At 51.9% G+C, this 14399-nt stretch carries 18 protein-coding genes and 1 riboswitch; of the genes, 2 read left to right on the forward strand and 16 right to left on the reverse strand.

All coding sequences use genetic code 11. The features are described from left to right. Positions 1-11: 11 nt before the first annotated feature. From resA to DSM465_RS0107250, 6 genes are all read right to left on the reverse strand, one after another. Positions 12-536: a thiol-disulfide oxidoreductase ResA gene (gene resA, locus DSM465_RS0107225; protein WP_008879692.1), complete on the reverse strand. Its 525-nt coding sequence runs from the start codon at positions 534-536 to the stop codon at positions 12-14. A gap of 148 nt (positions 537-684) precedes the next feature. Further along, entirely contained in the window at positions 685-1416 is a 732-nt protein-coding gene (locus tag DSM465_RS0107230; protein ID WP_008879693.1) for a pseudouridine synthase, read from the reverse strand. Between the two features lie 184 nt (positions 1417-1600). Continuing rightward, on the reverse strand, positions 1601-2134 hold the full coding sequence (locus DSM465_RS0107235; RefSeq protein ID WP_008879694.1) for a spore maturation protein: 534 nt from the start codon (positions 2132-2134) through the stop codon (positions 1601-1603). Next, positions 2134-2730 (reverse strand): nucleoside recognition domain-containing protein, encoded by a 597-nt coding sequence (locus tag DSM465_RS0107240; RefSeq protein ID WP_029761012.1) that lies wholly within the window; start codon positions 2728-2730, stop codon positions 2134-2136. Before DSM465_RS0107240 ends, DSM465_RS0107235 begins: the two co-directional genes overlap by 1 nt. Beyond that, entirely contained in the window at positions 2723-3868 is a 1146-nt protein-coding gene (locus DSM465_RS0107245; RefSeq protein WP_029761014.1) for a D-alanyl-D-alanine carboxypeptidase family protein, read from the reverse strand. The genes DSM465_RS0107240 and DSM465_RS0107245 overlap by 8 nt, the downstream gene beginning before the upstream one ends. Before the next feature lie 301 nt (positions 3869-4169). Continuing rightward, the gene (locus tag DSM465_RS0107250; protein WP_029761015.1) at positions 4170-5519 is read right to left on the reverse strand and encodes a superoxide dismutase; all 1350 of its coding nucleotides are present in this window, start codon (positions 5517-5519) and stop codon (positions 4170-4172) included. Between the two features lie 184 nt (positions 5520-5703). Between DSM465_RS0107250 and DSM465_RS18560 the strand changes: the two genes are divergently transcribed. Then, on the forward strand, positions 5704-5958 hold the full coding sequence (locus tag DSM465_RS18560; RefSeq protein ID WP_051358518.1) for a hypothetical protein: 255 nt from the start codon (positions 5704-5706) through the stop codon (positions 5956-5958). Between the two features lie 433 nt (positions 5959-6391). On the opposite strand, the gene DSM465_RS0107260 is transcribed toward DSM465_RS18560, so the two are convergent. The 3 genes from DSM465_RS0107260 to DSM465_RS0107270 form a co-directional block, all read right to left on the reverse strand. After that, positions 6392-6790 (reverse strand): hypothetical protein, encoded by a 399-nt coding sequence (locus tag DSM465_RS0107260; RefSeq protein ID WP_029761016.1) that lies wholly within the window; start codon positions 6788-6790, stop codon positions 6392-6394. A 46-nt stretch (positions 6791-6836) separates the two neighbouring features. Next, positions 6837-7466 carry an SMC-Scp complex subunit ScpB gene (gene scpB, locus DSM465_RS0107265; protein WP_008879699.1) on the reverse strand — a complete coding sequence of 210 codons (630 nt, stop codon included), beginning with the start codon at positions 7464-7466 and terminating at the stop codon, positions 6837-6839. A 231-nt stretch (positions 7467-7697) separates the two neighbouring features. Further along, a complete protein-coding gene (locus DSM465_RS0107270; RefSeq protein WP_008879700.1) occupies positions 7698-8483 on the reverse strand; it encodes a segregation/condensation protein A in 786 nt (261 codons plus the stop codon). 236 nt (positions 8484-8719) lie between these two features. Between DSM465_RS0107270 and DSM465_RS0107275 the strand changes: the two genes are divergently transcribed. Then, on the forward strand, positions 8720-9232 hold the full coding sequence (locus tag DSM465_RS0107275) for a DUF309 domain-containing protein (protein WP_008879701.1): 513 nt from the start codon (positions 8720-8722) through the stop codon (positions 9230-9232). 55 nt (positions 9233-9287) lie between these two features. Here the strand turns inward: DSM465_RS0107275 and DSM465_RS0107280 are convergent, their stop codons facing one another. From DSM465_RS0107280 to DSM465_RS0107310, 7 genes are all read right to left on the reverse strand, one after another. Next, positions 9288-9638: a GNAT family N-acetyltransferase gene (locus tag DSM465_RS0107280; protein ID WP_008879702.1), complete on the reverse strand. Its 351-nt coding sequence runs from the start codon at positions 9636-9638 to the stop codon at positions 9288-9290. A 120-nt stretch (positions 9639-9758) separates the two neighbouring features. After that, the gene (gene ribH, locus DSM465_RS0107285) at positions 9759-10223 is read right to left on the reverse strand and encodes a 6,7-dimethyl-8-ribityllumazine synthase (RefSeq protein ID WP_011887731.1); all 465 of its coding nucleotides are present in this window, start codon (positions 10221-10223) and stop codon (positions 9759-9761) included. 17 nt (positions 10224-10240) lie between these two features. Continuing rightward, the gene (locus DSM465_RS0107290; protein WP_008879704.1) at positions 10241-11434 is read right to left on the reverse strand and encodes a bifunctional 3,4-dihydroxy-2-butanone-4-phosphate synthase/GTP cyclohydrolase II; all 1194 of its coding nucleotides are present in this window, start codon (positions 11432-11434) and stop codon (positions 10241-10243) included. Positions 11435-11457: 23 nt separating this feature from the next. Beyond that, positions 11458-12102 (reverse strand): riboflavin synthase, encoded by a 645-nt coding sequence (gene ribE, locus DSM465_RS0107295; protein ID WP_011887733.1) that lies wholly within the window; start codon positions 12100-12102, stop codon positions 11458-11460. Further along, positions 12102-13202: a bifunctional diaminohydroxyphosphoribosylaminopyrimidine deaminase/5-amino-6-(5-phosphoribosylamino)uracil reductase RibD gene (ribD, locus tag DSM465_RS0107300; protein ID WP_008879706.1), complete on the reverse strand. Its 1101-nt coding sequence runs from the start codon at positions 13200-13202 to the stop codon at positions 12102-12104. The genes ribE and ribD overlap by 1 nt, the downstream gene beginning before the upstream one ends. 221 nt (positions 13203-13423) lie before the next feature. Then, positions 13424-13556, reverse strand: a riboswitch (FMN riboswitch). Between the two features lie 48 nt (positions 13557-13604). Continuing rightward, positions 13605-13733 (reverse strand): hypothetical protein, encoded by a 129-nt coding sequence (locus DSM465_RS20080; protein WP_255350175.1) that lies wholly within the window; start codon positions 13731-13733, stop codon positions 13605-13607. After that, positions 13720-14160 (reverse strand): peptidylprolyl isomerase, encoded by a 441-nt coding sequence (locus tag DSM465_RS0107310; RefSeq protein WP_008879707.1) that lies wholly within the window; start codon positions 14158-14160, stop codon positions 13720-13722. Before DSM465_RS0107310 ends, DSM465_RS20080 begins: the two co-directional genes overlap by 14 nt. Between the last annotated feature and the right edge of the window lie 239 nt (positions 14161-14399).

Consider the following 14399-nt stretch of genomic DNA (forward strand, 5'->3'; position numbering starts at 1 on the left):
CGCAAAACTCCTCACGGTTTAATGCTTTCTAGATGCTGCTTAATATCTTCTTTTGTCATTGTGCCGGTAATGATTTTTTTCACTTTACCGTTTTTGTCAATCAAAAACGTCGTCGGCAGCGGCCCGACGCCATATGCGTTCAACACTTGATCTTGGCGGTCGATGACGATTGGAAACGTTAATCCGAACCGTTCTGCAAACTTTTCGACGTTTAGCTTCGGCTCACCGACATTGACAGCTAAAATTTCGACTCCTTGCTTTTGATAAATCGGGTACAACTCGTTCATGTACGGCATTTCCCGTTCGCACGGTTTGCACCACGTTCCCCAAAAGTTTAAAAAGACGCCTTTGCCTCGATAGTCTGAGAGGCGATGTTCACGCCCTTCAAGGTCAGACAGCACAAAATCGGGCGCTGTTGAACCGACAGCGACCGCCGTTTTCTCAGTGAAAAAGTTGGCGTAAATCGTATAACCGAGTGCGGCCAACAGCAAGAGCAAAATGACTGTTCTCATCACTAAGCGCTGTTGTTTTTTCATCGCTCAAACTCCTTCAGTTTCTCACCCCCTTACGGTCGATGCCGTAGGGGGTCTACGTGACAGTTCATAATCTTCCATTTTCCATTATAGCAAAGTCTATTTTTACCCTATCCATGAGGATATGAACGTTGTGTGACAAAGTTTGTCACTATTTCTTTCCCCCGGATTGGGCCATCGTCCGCAACAGCTTCACTTCATGCGGTGACAGTTCACGATATTCGCCGGGGCGAAGCCCTTTTAAATCAAGAAACGCATACCGTTCCCGCTTCAGCTTCAGCACTTCACAGCCGATCGCCTCAAACATGCGGCGCACTTGCCGATTCCGTCCTTCATGAATGCTAATCTCGACAATCGCTGTCCGCTTTTTCCGATCAGCTGAGAGCAGCTTCACTTTTGCTGGCGCCGTTATGCCGTCTTCCAACAGCACCCCTTTCTCAAGCTGTTTCAGCTGCTCGCGTGTCGGGATGCCTTTCACTTTAGCGACGTACACCTTCTCAATCTCATAGCGCGGATGCATCAGCAAATTAGCAAAATCGCCGTCATTCGTCAACAAGAGCAGACCGGACGTATCGTAGTCAAGCCGTCCGATCGGGTAAATGCGCTGGTGGATGTCTTTAAAAAAGTCGGTCACCACTTTGCGCCCCTTCTCATCTTTAACGCTCGAGATGACGCCGCGCGGCTTGTAAAGCAAATAGTAGACTGGCTCCTCGCGCTCGACCGGAATGCCGTCAACTTCCACATCGTCGCGCGGTCCGACTTTGACACCAAGTTCGGTGACGACGCGGCCATTGACCTTCACCCGCCCTTGCAAAATCATTTCTTCCGCCTTGCGCCTTGACGCAATACCGGCGCGGGCAATCACTTTTTGTAACCGTTCCATTTCCTTCTCACCTCTTTCATCATCTTACCCTTTCCATTCGACAGATACAAGCATGTCGCTTTTATTTTTATCATCCCAAACTGAGAATCCCCGCTTCCAAGCGTGAACACAGATGCGAGAGCGTTCGACAAGATCAGTAGCGCCTTCTCTCCCGGTTGGCAGGAAAACAAAAAAATGAGCGCTGTCAGCGCCCAAATACAAACAAGACGATGAAAAAGGAGACAATAAAGCTAAGAATGTCCGCCAAAATGCCGACTTTTAACGCGTCACCCATTTTTTTGACGCCGACGGCGCCAAAATAGACGGTAAGCACATAAAGCGTCGTCTCGGTGCTGCCTTGGATAGTCGAAGCGAGGCGCCCGATAAACGAGTCAGGGCCGTACGTGGCAATTAAATCGGTCGTCATGCCGAGTGCCGCCGTTCCAGAAATGGTGCGAATCGCGGCAAGCGGAACGACTTCAGCCGGCAATCCAATCGCCTCAACGAGCGGCTTGATCACCTCCATGAGCGCCTCAAGTGCTCCCGACGCACGAAAAATGGCGACCGACACTAACATGCCGACTAAATACGGAATGAGCGAAAACGCAATTTCAATCCCTTCTTTGCCCCCCTCGACAAACGCCTCATATGTAGGCACTTTTTTCGCCGTGCCATAGAGCAAAATAAAGGCGATGAGCCCCGGAATAAGCCAAACTGAAAGAAGTTGGACGATAGCCATTATGGCTTCCTGCCTTTCCGCGTTCGTTTCCAATAATAATACCGATCAATCAACACCGCCCCGATCGTCGAAATCGTTGAAGCGACGACCGTCGTGCCGATAATTTCGCCTGGTGATGCTGAACCGTACGTCATGCGAATCGAAATGACGGTCGCCGGAATAAGCGTAATGCTTGACGTATTAATGGCTAAAAACGTCACCATTGACCGGCTTGCTTCGTCGCCACCGCCGTTGAGTTGCTTCAGCTGCCCCATCGCTTTAATCCCCATCGGCGTCGCCGCATTGCCAAGACCGAACATATTGGCGACCATGTTTGAGACGATATAGCCGAGCGCCGGATGGCCGGGCGGCACTTCCGGGAACAGGCGACGCACAAGCGGCATAAACAGGCGCGCGACTTTATGAAGCAAACCGGCCTGCTCAGCGATGGCCATCAGTCCGAGCCAAAACACTAAAATGCTGATCATACCGATGCTGATCGTCACCGCTTCTTTGGCGCTTTCGAACACCGCCTTATTCACTTCCTCCATCGTGCCATTGGCCGCAGCAAAGACGATACCGATAAGCGCCATCATCACCCAAATGAGGTTAACCATCGCTTCTCACACCTAAAAATCGAAATGCTTGCGAAAAGAGCCCCCGGCTGCGTTCGTCCTTCTCCGGCTCATAGAAAAGCGGCACCGCATCGACCGCCTGTTTGCGCAAATAAAGCACCGCTTTCCCGACTGCCGTCGGAGCGCGGTTTGGGTTTTCCTTCCATTCATCGCGCGGCTTCAGCAAATACACTTTCACCCGCAGCTCTCCCATCTCCTTTTCAGTCACCGGATATCGCAAATCGCGGGCTGCCTGCAACCGCCCCTTGTAAAACGGGTCGGAAATTCTCTTCACGATGCGCTTGCCGCTGACTTTGGCAATACGGTAGTTGGAAAAGCCATACTCATACATGGCGATATGATCGTTCCAGTCATCCGAAGCGTCCAATGTCACAGCGACTAAATCAATCCCGTCTTTCGACGCTGTCGTCACAAGTGTGCGGTGTGCCCGTTTCGTATAGCCGGTTTTGCCGCCGGTGCAATATTCATAAAGGCTTGTCAGCAACTTATTTTTATTCCGCCATACACGCGCTCCGTCTTCGCCCGGCGGGGCAGGGGCGCGGTATACTTTCGTTCCGGAAATGCGGCGAAACTCTTTATTTTTCATTGCATATTGCATCAACAACGCCATGTCGTAAGCGGTCGAATAATGGTTTTCCGCATCGTCCAAGCCGTGCGGATTGGCAAATTCCGTATCGCGCATCCCGATCTCGGCCGCCTTTTCGTTCATTAAAAACACAAACCCCTCGACACTGCCGCCGACATGTTCGGCGATGGCGACTGCGGCGTCATTGCCGGAACGAAGCATCAGTCCGTATACAAGATCGCGCAGTTTCATTTTCTCCCCTTGGCGTAAGTAAATCGATGACCCCTCCGTCCGGACGGCGCGGGCACTAACTGTCACCGTATCATCAAGCTTCCCGGACTCAATCGCCAAAATGGCGGTCATAATTTTCGTAATGCTGGCGATGCGCCGTTTTGTATGAGCATCTTTAGCAAACAAAATCCGTCCGGAATGTTGCTCTATTAAAATCGCGCTTTTTGCGCTCACCCCGTTCATGGCGTGCAGCTTTCCTGGAAGACATGACATGATCCCTGCAGTGAGCGCAATGAGCCAAACGAGTCGCTTCCACCTCTTCATCCGATATCGGCGAGGATCCCCCTCCTTCCGTAAGCAGGGAGGAATCGCCTGTTCCTCCTTTCCAATTAGGCTGAAATGAGCGCAACAGAGGGAACATCGCGACGGAAACAGGCTGGACATGGAGGCCATGCTTTGTACAAGTGTATGCGCCGATCGGACAAATATGATGAAAAATATGGCTACAGAAGCTAGCATAGGCCCCCTATCAATTGCATTATGTTTTCAGCGAAACCTCTCTAGGCAAGGGAGGCGGCTTTTGCCCGCTCAAAAAAAAAAAACAGGCGGGGAGACCCCTGCCTGTTTAAAATGGTTGCCAACGCAGCTTTCGTGCCTCGGCGAAGCGCGCTTCGACATTGCGCCAGTTGACGACGTTCCACCAATGTTCGATATACGCTCCCCGATCGTTTTTATATTGCAAGTAGTACGCATGCTCCCACACATCAAGCACAAGAAGTGGAATCGTATCCCATTGCGTCATGAGCTGGTGCTTTTCCGTCTGCAAAATTTCAAGCCGATGAGCCCGCGGCACCCAAACGAGCAACGCCCAGCCAACCCCTTCGACGCTTTTCGCCGCTTCGGTAAAGTGGCGTCGGAATGCAGCAAAGCTGCCGAAGTCGCGTTCAATTTGCGCCCGCAGCTCCCCGCGCGGCTCGCCGCCGCCTTGCGGATGCATGTTATGCCAAAAAATTGTATGCAAATAGTGGCCTGAACCGTTGAACGCCGCCTCTCGCTCCCAATGTTTCAGCAGTTCAAAATTGTTCGTACGGCGCGCCTCTGCCATCATGCGCTCCGCCTTGTTCAGACCGTCGACATAGCTTTGATGATGCTTCGTATGATGGAGACGCATAATTTCTTCGGAAATATGGGGCTCAAGCGCGTCATAGCTGTACGGCAGCGGCGGCAGCACATGCTTGCCAGGCGAAACCGCCCGTTGCCGCTCACCATCGGTCACACCTTCCTCCGTCAGCCGCTCCTTATCTGTCATGTCTGCATTGTGCCGCCATTCTTCGTCCATCGTATCTCCCTCATGCAGCTGTTCGCCATCAGGAGAATCCGTTGATGAGGCTATGAACGGCTCCGCCTGTTCAGCTGCAACGACCGGCTCTTGTTCGCTATCCCCCTTGTGTTCACCTGACCGTTCAGTTCCCTCGCTCATTTGCTCTCCGTTGCCGCCTTCCTGTTCAGGCAAAGCCGAGACTTCTTCCTGCCGCGTCAAGTCTTCCTCCTGCCCGTCGGATAACGGTTCGACAAGGCGGATGGCTCGAGCGTACACGTCGTCGACAAGGAGTTGCAGTTCATGAATTTCTTCCTCCGTCCACTCGTCGCCGTGTTCTTCAATGCGCGCCAATAAAGAAGAAAGCCCGATATCCTCCGCTGCTCCGCGCATGGATAGAGCGTGTTCTACTTGTTTCCCCCACTCAGCCGCTTCGATGGCATAGTGACGAAGCGCAGCAGCGTACACGTCATCAACAAGGCGCGTGAGCTCACGGACTGCCTCTTCCGTCCACTCCCCGTCATGTTCGGCGATAAACTGCAACAGTGTAGAAGCGCCATCAATGCTTGCCCCGCGCAGTTCCAGCACCTGCTTGACTTGTTCTCCCCATTCGTTCACTTCAGCCGCATACTGGGCAAACAACGTTTGGTCGTCCATTTGGTAAAAACCTCCTCCTGCGCTTTTTTCGCCATATCGTATGCCAGCCTAGGAAAATCGTTCTTGTCCGCATTCACCTAAATTCCCAGCCGCACATACATATAGGAGCGAGGCGCCCAACACGTGTAAAATCGCCGCATTCCTTCACGGGGAGCATTCTGCAAAAAACGAACGGTTGGACCACTTGAGCAAAAAGCGCTTGTTGAACTCCGCTTTTGAATGCAACATTCTTAGCGGCCATTGCCGGTTCATTGTTGAAGCGTTCGCTGAAATGCGCCAAGTGGAAACCGCCACGTGTCATCCGATCCGCCGCGACTTGCTTTGGCTGCTTGGCGCTGCCGACCCCGCCGAGGCCATTCATAATCGGCTCGACCATTCTGAAAAGCAGCTGAAGTCGCAAAATCGCACGTTTACGAAAAAAACGGGAAGCCACATTTAGTGAAAAGCAATGAAAATGGCCAGCTGCTTGCAGACCAACCTTTACAAGGTTTTATCGCTTCCTTCCTCAAATCGAGTTGGAAATGGCTGTTTTCCAAAGCTTTTTGCACGTGCTTGAGGGAAATGGAATGAAACCGTAAAGTGCTCGATGTGCTGTCTCCCATAGCCGACCATATGGCGCACACGGAATGTTACGATTTACAAAAGCTAACGGAGACAATCGGACAAGTGAAGCCGCCGGCGTGCAATCCAATGAAGACGCGAACGGAATAAACGCCATGAGAAAAAGCGGTTCGTCCAACGGAACCGCTTTAACGGATCGTGCCCGGTAGATGGCGAACAACACCTGTGGACCGCTCTAAAACGGTCTTGTTGAGCGATGCCAGTTTCCTGCCGACATGTAAAAAACGCTATACCTTATGGACGTTTTCTTGTTACGATGGCAACGGAAGGCGGCAAGCACCATTGGCCGCCCATTCGCTAACTACCGATTGCAACATCTTTCCGTCAATAGCAGCGAAATAGCGGCGCAATTCCTCCTCATCATGAATATAGACGCGGCGGCGCTGCCGATAGGCCGGGTTTTGCCATAAACAGACGAGGGCAACGATGTCGCGCAAATGAATGTCACGCCCGGCAACCGTAAATAGCGGGTCGCCTTCATACGGCAGCAGGTCGAATAGCGCCGCCTCAAAGTAGCGCAAATACAAAACAGACAGTGTTCGCTCTTCACCCCCGTCACGATAGGTGACTTCCGAGCGGTTAAAATAGTCTTCAAACGTGTTGGAGCGTGATTTTTGCAGCTCTTCACCGTACAAGCGGCAAACGTCCATGAGCGCACCCCTTCCCGATCAGCCGTTTTTTCTTTAGTTTACCATATTACGGCTTCTCGTCGCTCAAATTTTCTGCCAATTTCTCAAAAAACAAATCTGCTTCCCGTTCGAGCTCGCCATCATCCGCCCACTCCGGCAATGGAGGTAGCTCCTCGAGTGTTTTTAGCCCGAAATAGTCAAGAAATTCCGCCGTCGTGCCGTACAAAATCGGCCGCCCAGTTCCTTCGGCGCGCCCGACCTCTTTAATGAGCGCCCGAGCCATCAGCGTTTGCAGCGGCTTGTCGCTTTTCACACCGCGAATTTCCTCGATTTCCGCACGCGTAATCGGCTGACGATAAGCGATGATGGCCAACGTCTCAAGCGCCGCCTGCGACAGTGATGACGCTCCAGGTGCCTCAACGAGCTTTTTTAAATACGAAGCATGCTCTTTTTTTGTTGCCAGCAAAAACACACCCGCCAGCTCCATAAGCTGAATGCCGCGTTCTTCCCGGCTATAATCTTCTTGCAGCGCTGCGATTACCGCTTTCGCCTCCGATTCATCGACATCGAGTACGGCAGCGATTTGAGCGAGCGACAGCCCCTCATCACCAGCAGCAAACAGCAACGCTTCAACGATCGCCTTCGCTGGACGTGCTGAGCTGGCATCATCTTTTTTTACTGTTTCCTGTTGTTCCATCGCGCTTTGCCGCACCAAGCGTTTCTAGCTGGCGCAACCGTTCCTCCTTTCTATCCGTTTCCACCGGCCGCCGGAGCAGCATCGTTCCCCACAACGTCCCGCACCGCCCACCAGATATCCGAAACGGGACATGCGGCGTGCCCTTTACCCAGTTAGCGACGCAACCGGCTCATCACTGCAAAAGGAAAGCGGCTCGCCGCTGCGAACCGCTGCAGCCAAACCGGCGCTGCTTTAGACGGCCGGATGTTTGGCCGCAATAAACAAATCGCTGAAATTTCGCTCTTGTTCAATGATAATTTCATTTTGCTTCATCAATTCCAAAATTGCTAAAAAGGTGACAACAATATACGAACGGTCATAAGAAGGAAATAGCTCATAAAAGTTTTTCCGCTCGTTCGTTTGCCTTAGCTCATGCAAAATTTCCGCCATCCGCTTTTCAACAGAAATGTCTTGGCGAGTGATTTTCGTCCGCATCGGTTTTTGCAGCTTTTTGCGGCGCAACAGTTTCGACAAGGCGCCCAACATATCGTATACGTTGACGTCAAGCGGCGCTGCCTTTTTTTCATCGGCATAGGCACTTAAATCGCTCGGCGGCTTTGTAAATAAAAGCGCCCGCTCTTCTTCACGCCGTTTCAGCTCGCGCGCCGCTTCTTTAAACTTTTTATATTCAAGCAGCCGCTGCATCAACTCTTCGCGCGGATCATCCACCTCGTCAAACTCCATGTCGCCGTCGTCCTCTTCCTCCGGCGCCGGCAACAGCATTTTACTTTTTATGGCCAACAAGGTGGCCGCCATGACCAAGTACTCACTGGCAATATCGAGCTCGAGCTCCTGCATGGCGTGAATGTACGCCATATACTGTTCTGTAATTTGCGCTACCGGAATATCGTAAATATCAATCTCATAGCGATTAATTAAATGCAAAAGCAAATCAAGCGGTCCTTCAAACGCTTCAATTTTCACACTGTATGGCAATTGCACATCCATCCCACCATTTTTTCCACAGCCATCGTCCATGCGTCCCGTCCTCGGTTGCGGTACATTTATTGTACCATAATCAAGCGATGAAGCGAACGGAAACCGGCTGCTTTTTGTCCTCAGAACCACCGCGGCGTATAATGAAGAAGAAGTCCCTCCCCTTCACCGCGACAACCGTTGCCGTCAGACAGAAGGAAGGATAGCAGTCTCCACTTCGCACCGCCGGCAAGGCTGCTTTCCAACCGGTTAGGCCTTTACGAAAGGAACGATGGTCGATGTATCCGAAAGCATATATTGATTATTTAGTTCATTTCCATGGCGACCGTGACTATTTCGAATGCCATGAAGTTTTAGAAGAACAATGGAAACGAGACGGCCGAAAAATAGAATGGCTTGTACTCATCCAAATTGCGGTCGCCTTCTACCATTACCGACGCAACAACACCTCAGGAGCACTGCGGCTTATGAAACGGGCGCGTGTGCTGCTTGAAGAAGCGCGCGGGATGATCCGCCGGCTCGGCCTCGATGATCGAGCGCTCGCTGCCTTGCTTGATGAGACGGCTAGGCGCATCGCCCAAGGTAAGCCATACGAAAGCATCGAACTGCCGATCGCTGACCGCTCACTCTATGCGCAATGCCGAGCCGCCTGCGCCGCCCGACAGCTCGTTTGGGGACAGGCAAGCGATACCACTGATATTGACCTCGTCGACAAACACCGGCGGCGCGACCGCACCGATGTCATCGCCGCCCGCGAACAAAAAAAGCGGGCCAGAGCGGAGGGGAAGTAACCTCCCCCCTCCGCCGCCCGCAAAAGCACGGCGCCGTGCCGATTTTCTTATTCAGCTAGCATGTTTGACATTTATCGAAAAATGAGGCAGTCCACTCATTGGCGCACAACCGACGGTCAGGATACGTCTCTTTTAACGCCTTGACCATCTGTTTTCCAATCCCTTGGTGGCGGTGTGACGGGTTGACGCTAATGTGCTGGATTTGCACAACATCGGGAGCACGCAGCAGGACGCCGATAATGCCGACGATGTCATCCCCTTCTTTCCATAAAAACAGTTGCCAATCGTTGTCGGTTTCGTATTGTTTGATCGTCTGCTGCAGCCGTTTCAAATCTTTTTCCATCGGCATAAACGACAACAGCCCCATGGCAATTTTTTCATAGTTTTTTCGGTAACGGATTAACATAAAAATCCCTCATTATCGACAAGCGCTTTTCCGAAATGGAAAAGTTTTTGTCATTTTCTCTATACGTATTATAAACATTCTCACCGATATTGTGAACCATTTCATGCCTTTTTACACAAATTACGCAAGCCCCCGTAAAACGTTCGCCATTTCGATCGCGGAAACAGCCGCCTCCCATCCTTTATTGCCCGCTTTTGTGCCGGCCCGCTCGATCGCCTGCTCGATCGTATCGGTTGTCAAAACGCCGAAAATAACCGGGACGCCGCTTGTAAGCGCGGCATGGGAGACGCCTTTGGCTGCCTCGCTGCACACGTAGTCAAAATGGCTCGTCGCACCGCGAATGACGGCGCCAAGCGTAATGATAGCGTCAAATTGCTTTGATTCAGCCATTTTTTTCGCCACAAGCGGAATTTCAAACGCCCCCGGCACCCATGTGACGGTGATATCGTTGTCGCTGACGCCATGGCGCGTCAACCCGTCGATTGCACCAGATAAGAGCTTGCTCGTAATAAATTCGTTAAAGCGCGAGACGACGATGCCAATTTTCAACCCGGTGCCGACTAAATTTCCTTCGATGACGTTCATGTTTCTTTCCCCTTTCATTAAAAATGAAGCATATGTCCTAATTTTTCATATTTCGTGCGCAAATATTTTTCGTTTTCCTTCGTCGGTGGCATTTGAAGCGGCACCCGTTCGACGACTTCGAGCCCATGCCCTTTTAAACCCGCGATTTTGCGCGGATTATTCGTTAACAGGCGCATTTTCGTCACGCCAAGATCTTTTAAAATTTGCGCCCCGATGCCATAGTCGCGCAAATCGGCCGGAAAGCCGAGTTTTTCGTTCGCCTCAACGGTATCATACCCTTGCTCCTGCAGCTTGTAGGCGCGCAGTTTGTTCATGAGACCAATGCCGCGCCCTTCTTGGCGCATGTAAAGCAGCACCCCGTTTCCTTCCGCTTCAATTTGCCGCAACGCCGCATGCAACTGCGGACCGCAATCACACCGGTACGAACCGAACACATCACCGGTTAAACATTCGGAATGGACGCGCACGAGTATCGCTTTGCCCGGAACGATCTCACCTTTCACAAGCGCGACATGCTCTTTTCCGTCAAGAATGTTCGTATAGCCGATAGCACGAAACTCACCGAACTCAGTCGGCAGCGAAATTTCCACTTCGCGTTTCACGAGTTTTTCTCTTTGACTTCGGTACGCGATTAAATCTTTAATCGTAATCATTTTTAGTCCGAACTGATCGGCAATGTGCCGTAAATCAGGAACACGCGCCATCGTCCCGTCTTCTTTAATAATCTCACAGATGACGCCAGCCGGCTTCGCCCCGCATAAGCGGGCCAAATCGACTGCCGCCTCCGTATGGCCAGCACGTCGCAAGACACCGCCTTTTTTAGCAATCAATGGAAAAATATGCCCTGGCCGTTTGAAATCGCTCGCTTTTACGTTCGGATCAAGCAGCGCCTGAATGGTCGCTGCTCGCTCGTAAGCACTGATTCCCGTCGTCGTTGTTTTGTAGTCGACGCTTACCGTAAACGCCGTGCCATGCGCATCGGTGTTATGGGCGACCATCGGCTCAAGCTCGAGACGCGCCGCCAATTCTTCTGTAATCGGGACGCAGACGAGCCCGCGGCCATGCGTAATCATAAAATTAATGACATCCGGTGTCGCTTTTTCAGCCAGCGCGACAAAATCCCCCTCATTTTCCCGGTCTTCGTCATCGCAAACGATGATCACTTCTCCGTTTTTCAGTGCGGCCAACGCCGCTTCAATCGTATCAAACATGGCCACTTGCCCCCTTTTCTCGCTTATTTATAGCCGTGTTGCTCCAAAAATTCCATTGTCAATCCCGAAGGCGTCGTTTCCTTTCCTGCGAGAAAGGCAGCGACGTATTTGCCGATCATATCACATTCAATATTGACAAAGTCGCCAGGCCGTTTTTCGCCTAAAATCGTCGCCGCCCGCGTATGCGGGATGAGCGAAACGGTGAACGTGCGCTCGCTCAAGCCGAAAATCGTCAAGCTTGTCCCATCGACGGCTACCGACCCTTTCTCAATCATATACGAACGCAGCGGGGCCGGCACTTCGATTTCATAATAGACAGCGTTCGCTTTCGGCCATTGCCGGACAATGCGTCCGACGCCATCGACGTGTCCGGTAACGAAATGCCCGCCAAACCGCCCGCCAGCCGCCATCGCTCGCTCCAAGTTCACCTTTGTCCCCGGCTTGAGTGTACGCAACGCTGTTGCCTTCACTGTTTCCGGCATGACATCGACCGTAAACTGCCGATCCGTAAATGAAGTAACGGTCAAGCAGACACCGTTAACGGCGATGCTATCACCGAGCTGGACGTCTTCAAGCACCCGCTTGGCGCCAATCGTCATCACAATGGCGCTGCCTGTTTGCCTCATTTGTTCAACCGTGCCGATCTCTTCAATAATACCGGTGAACATCACGACTCCTCCTTCTTGATCGGTTTAGCGACGATCTTGATATCCGGACCGATTTTCTCAATCTGCCGGATGTCAAGCTCCATCGCTTCAGCGAGACGCGAGAAACCGAGACCGCCGACCGGCGTCGGCGCTTCGCGGCCGCCGATTAGTTTCGGAGCCATATAGGCAACGACTTCATTGACCATCCCGGAGCGAAGGAAGCTGTCATGAATTCGCGAGCCTCCCTCAACAAACAATGACGTGATACGCTGCTCACCAAGCAGGCGGAGCACCTCGCGCACATCAATGTGTGCGCTTGTCATCGGCACGATGCGCACCCCAAGGCGCTCATACATCTTCGCTTTTTCCCGGCTGACACCGCTGCCAGTGATGATCCACGTTTCTGCTTCCTTGTCGACGACAACATGGGCGTCGAGCGGTGTATGCAAGTTGGTATCCAAAATGACCCGAAGGGGGTTTTTCCGCTGTTGCCCAATGCGGACCGTCAGCTTCGGGTTATCCGCCATCACGGTGTTAACGCCAACTAAAATAGCGTCATGTTGCGCACGGAGACGATGAACATCCTCACGCGCTGCACTGGATGTGATCCATTTGCTCTCCCCTGTCGCCGTGGCGATTTTGCCGTCGAGGCTGCACGCATATTTGATCGTTACAAACGGCGTTTTCGTCGCAATATAATGGAAAAACATGCGGTTTAACTCATCCGCTTCTTCTTTTAATATTCCAACCTCCACGTCAATGCCCGCCCGACGCAGCTTATTAATTCCTTTCCCAGCAACAAGCGGATTCGGATCGGTCGTCGCAACGACGACACGGCGGACGCCGGCTTCAATGAGCAAATCAGCGCATGGTGGCGTTTTGCCATAATGGCTGCAAGGCTCAAGCGTCACATATACCGTTGCCCCGCGCGCCTTTTCACCGGCCATGCGGATCGCATGCACCTCGGCGTGCGGCTCTCCTGCTTTTAAGTGGGCGCCAATTCCGACAATCGTACCGTCGTTGACGACGACGGCACCGACAGCAGGATTGGGGGACGTTTGCCCAACTCCGGCCTTGGCTACATCAAGCGCTAACCGCATGTAATGTTCATCATTGTACACGGTATCCACCTTTTTCCTACAAAATAAAAACCCCGGAAATATTCCGGGGCTCTAAGACGTGAGAGAATGGGTCAGGATGCGCATAACGACAAACAAGAACGCTTGTTCGCTAAACAAGGTTATTCCTGTCGTGCGAAACCGAAAACCGTCGCCATACCGAGACGGACGACAGACGCCGCCCGCGCTGATACAGCCCGGCTCAAAACAGTCATGCGCACATCTTCATCCTTCTCCCATCCAGACTATACTGTCGGCTCCGGAATCGCACCGGATCGTGCCTATACGGCTCGCGGGCTGAGAGGCTTCGGCCTCATCACCGCCGGTCGGGAATTTCACCCTGCCCCGAAGGATGTACAGCTATATCATGATATTCCATTATACCACATTGACGGCTTTACATCATCACTTGGCGATCCAAAGCCAATACACGGCTCCCCATATGAAACTAGCCGCCAACAAGATGAAAAACAAAAGCCAATTCGTTCGGCTTGTCCGTTCTCCATCTTCCGTCCGCTGCTTACGGTTCGTCAACCACTTTCACTTCCTTCATCACATCACCGTTTTTCATCGCTTTGACGACATCCATTCCGGACGTGACTTGTCCGAAGACGGTGTGCACCCCGTCTAGATGCGGCTGCGGTTCATGGACGATGAAAAACTGGCAGCTGCCAGTATCGCGGCCGCGGTGCGCCATCGAAATCGCTCCGGTGACATGCCGGTGCGGATTATTGTCTGTCTCGCATGGGATTGTGTAACCAGCATCGCCCGTTCCATTGCCGCGCGGACAACCGCCTTGGCTGACAAAACCAGGGATGACACGGTGAAACGTCAGTCCATTATAAAACCCTTCGTTCGCTAATTTTTCAAAGTTGGCCACCGTCACCGGCGCCTCATTTGGAAACAGTTCAAATTCAATCTTTCCGCCATTTTCCATCAAAATATAGCCTTTTTTCGCCATCGCGCTTCCCCTCCTTTTTCACGCATAAACTGTCTTTATCATACCATGATTGACCAACAGAAAGAAAGCCAAAATGCCTTTTCATCCAAATGTTCCATGTTTTAAACATCATATATTGATATGAAATACCAATGGGCACGCCAGCAATGATCGGCGAAGTGAAACGGTAGAAAGGGGATGATCGTCTTTATTTATGATCATACTAAAATAGCTTTCGGCTCTTGAAATATCCACTACCT

The sequence above is a fragment of the Geobacillus thermodenitrificans subsp. thermodenitrificans DSM 465 genome, assembly GCF_000496575.1.
Classification (GTDB): domain Bacteria; phylum Bacillota; class Bacilli; order Bacillales; family Anoxybacillaceae; genus Geobacillus; species Geobacillus thermodenitrificans.

Excerpts from the sequence above, each read along its gene's own strand:
- DSM465_RS0107230 (WP_008879693.1), bottom strand. The coding sequence starts at position 1,416 with ATGGAACGGTTACAAAAAGTGATTGCCCGCGCCGGTATTGCGTCAAGG.
- DSM465_RS0107280 (WP_008879702.1), bottom strand. The coding sequence starts at position 9,638 with ATGTTAATCCGTTACCGAAAAAACTATGAAAAAATTGCCATGGGGCTG.
- ribE (WP_011887733.1), bottom strand. The coding sequence starts at position 12,102 with ATGTTCACCGGTATTATTGAAGAGATCGGCACGGTTGAACAAATGAGG.
- DSM465_RS0107240 (WP_029761012.1), bottom strand. The coding sequence starts at position 2,730 with ATGGTTAACCTCATTTGGGTGATGATGGCGCTTATCGGTATCGTCTTT.
- DSM465_RS0107270 (WP_008879700.1), bottom strand. The coding sequence starts at position 8,483 with ATGGACGATGGCTGTGGAAAAAATGGTGGGATGGATGTGCAATTGCCA.
- DSM465_RS0107290 (WP_008879704.1), bottom strand. The coding sequence starts at position 11,434 with ATGTTTGATACGATTGAAGCGGCGTTGGCCGCACTGAAAAACGGAGAA.
- DSM465_RS0107235 (WP_008879694.1), bottom strand. The coding sequence starts at position 2,134 with ATGGCTATCGTCCAACTTCTTTCAGTTTGGCTTATTCCGGGGCTCATC.
- resA (WP_008879692.1), bottom strand. The coding sequence starts at position 536 with ATGAAAAAACAACAGCGCTTAGTGATGAGAACAGTCATTTTGCTCTTG.
- DSM465_RS0107275 (WP_008879701.1), top strand. The coding sequence starts at position 8,720 with ATGTATCCGAAAGCATATATTGATTATTTAGTTCATTTCCATGGCGAC.
- DSM465_RS0107310 (WP_008879707.1), bottom strand. The coding sequence starts at position 14,160 with ATGGCGAAAAAAGGCTATATTTTGATGGAAAATGGCGGAAAGATTGAA.
- DSM465_RS0107260 (WP_029761016.1), bottom strand. The coding sequence starts at position 6,790 with ATGGACGTTTGCCGCTTGTACGGTGAAGAGCTGCAAAAATCACGCTCC.
- DSM465_RS0107250 (WP_029761015.1), bottom strand. The coding sequence starts at position 5,519 with ATGGACGACCAAACGTTGTTTGCCCAGTATGCGGCTGAAGTGAACGAA.
- scpB (WP_008879699.1), bottom strand. The coding sequence starts at position 7,466 with ATGGAACAACAGGAAACAGTAAAAAAAGATGATGCCAGCTCAGCACGT.
- DSM465_RS0107245 (WP_029761014.1), bottom strand. The coding sequence starts at position 3,868 with ATGAAGAGGTGGAAGCGACTCGTTTGGCTCATTGCGCTCACTGCAGGG.
- ribH (WP_011887731.1), bottom strand. The coding sequence starts at position 10,223 with ATGAACGTCATCGAAGGAAATTTAGTCGGCACCGGGTTGAAAATTGGC.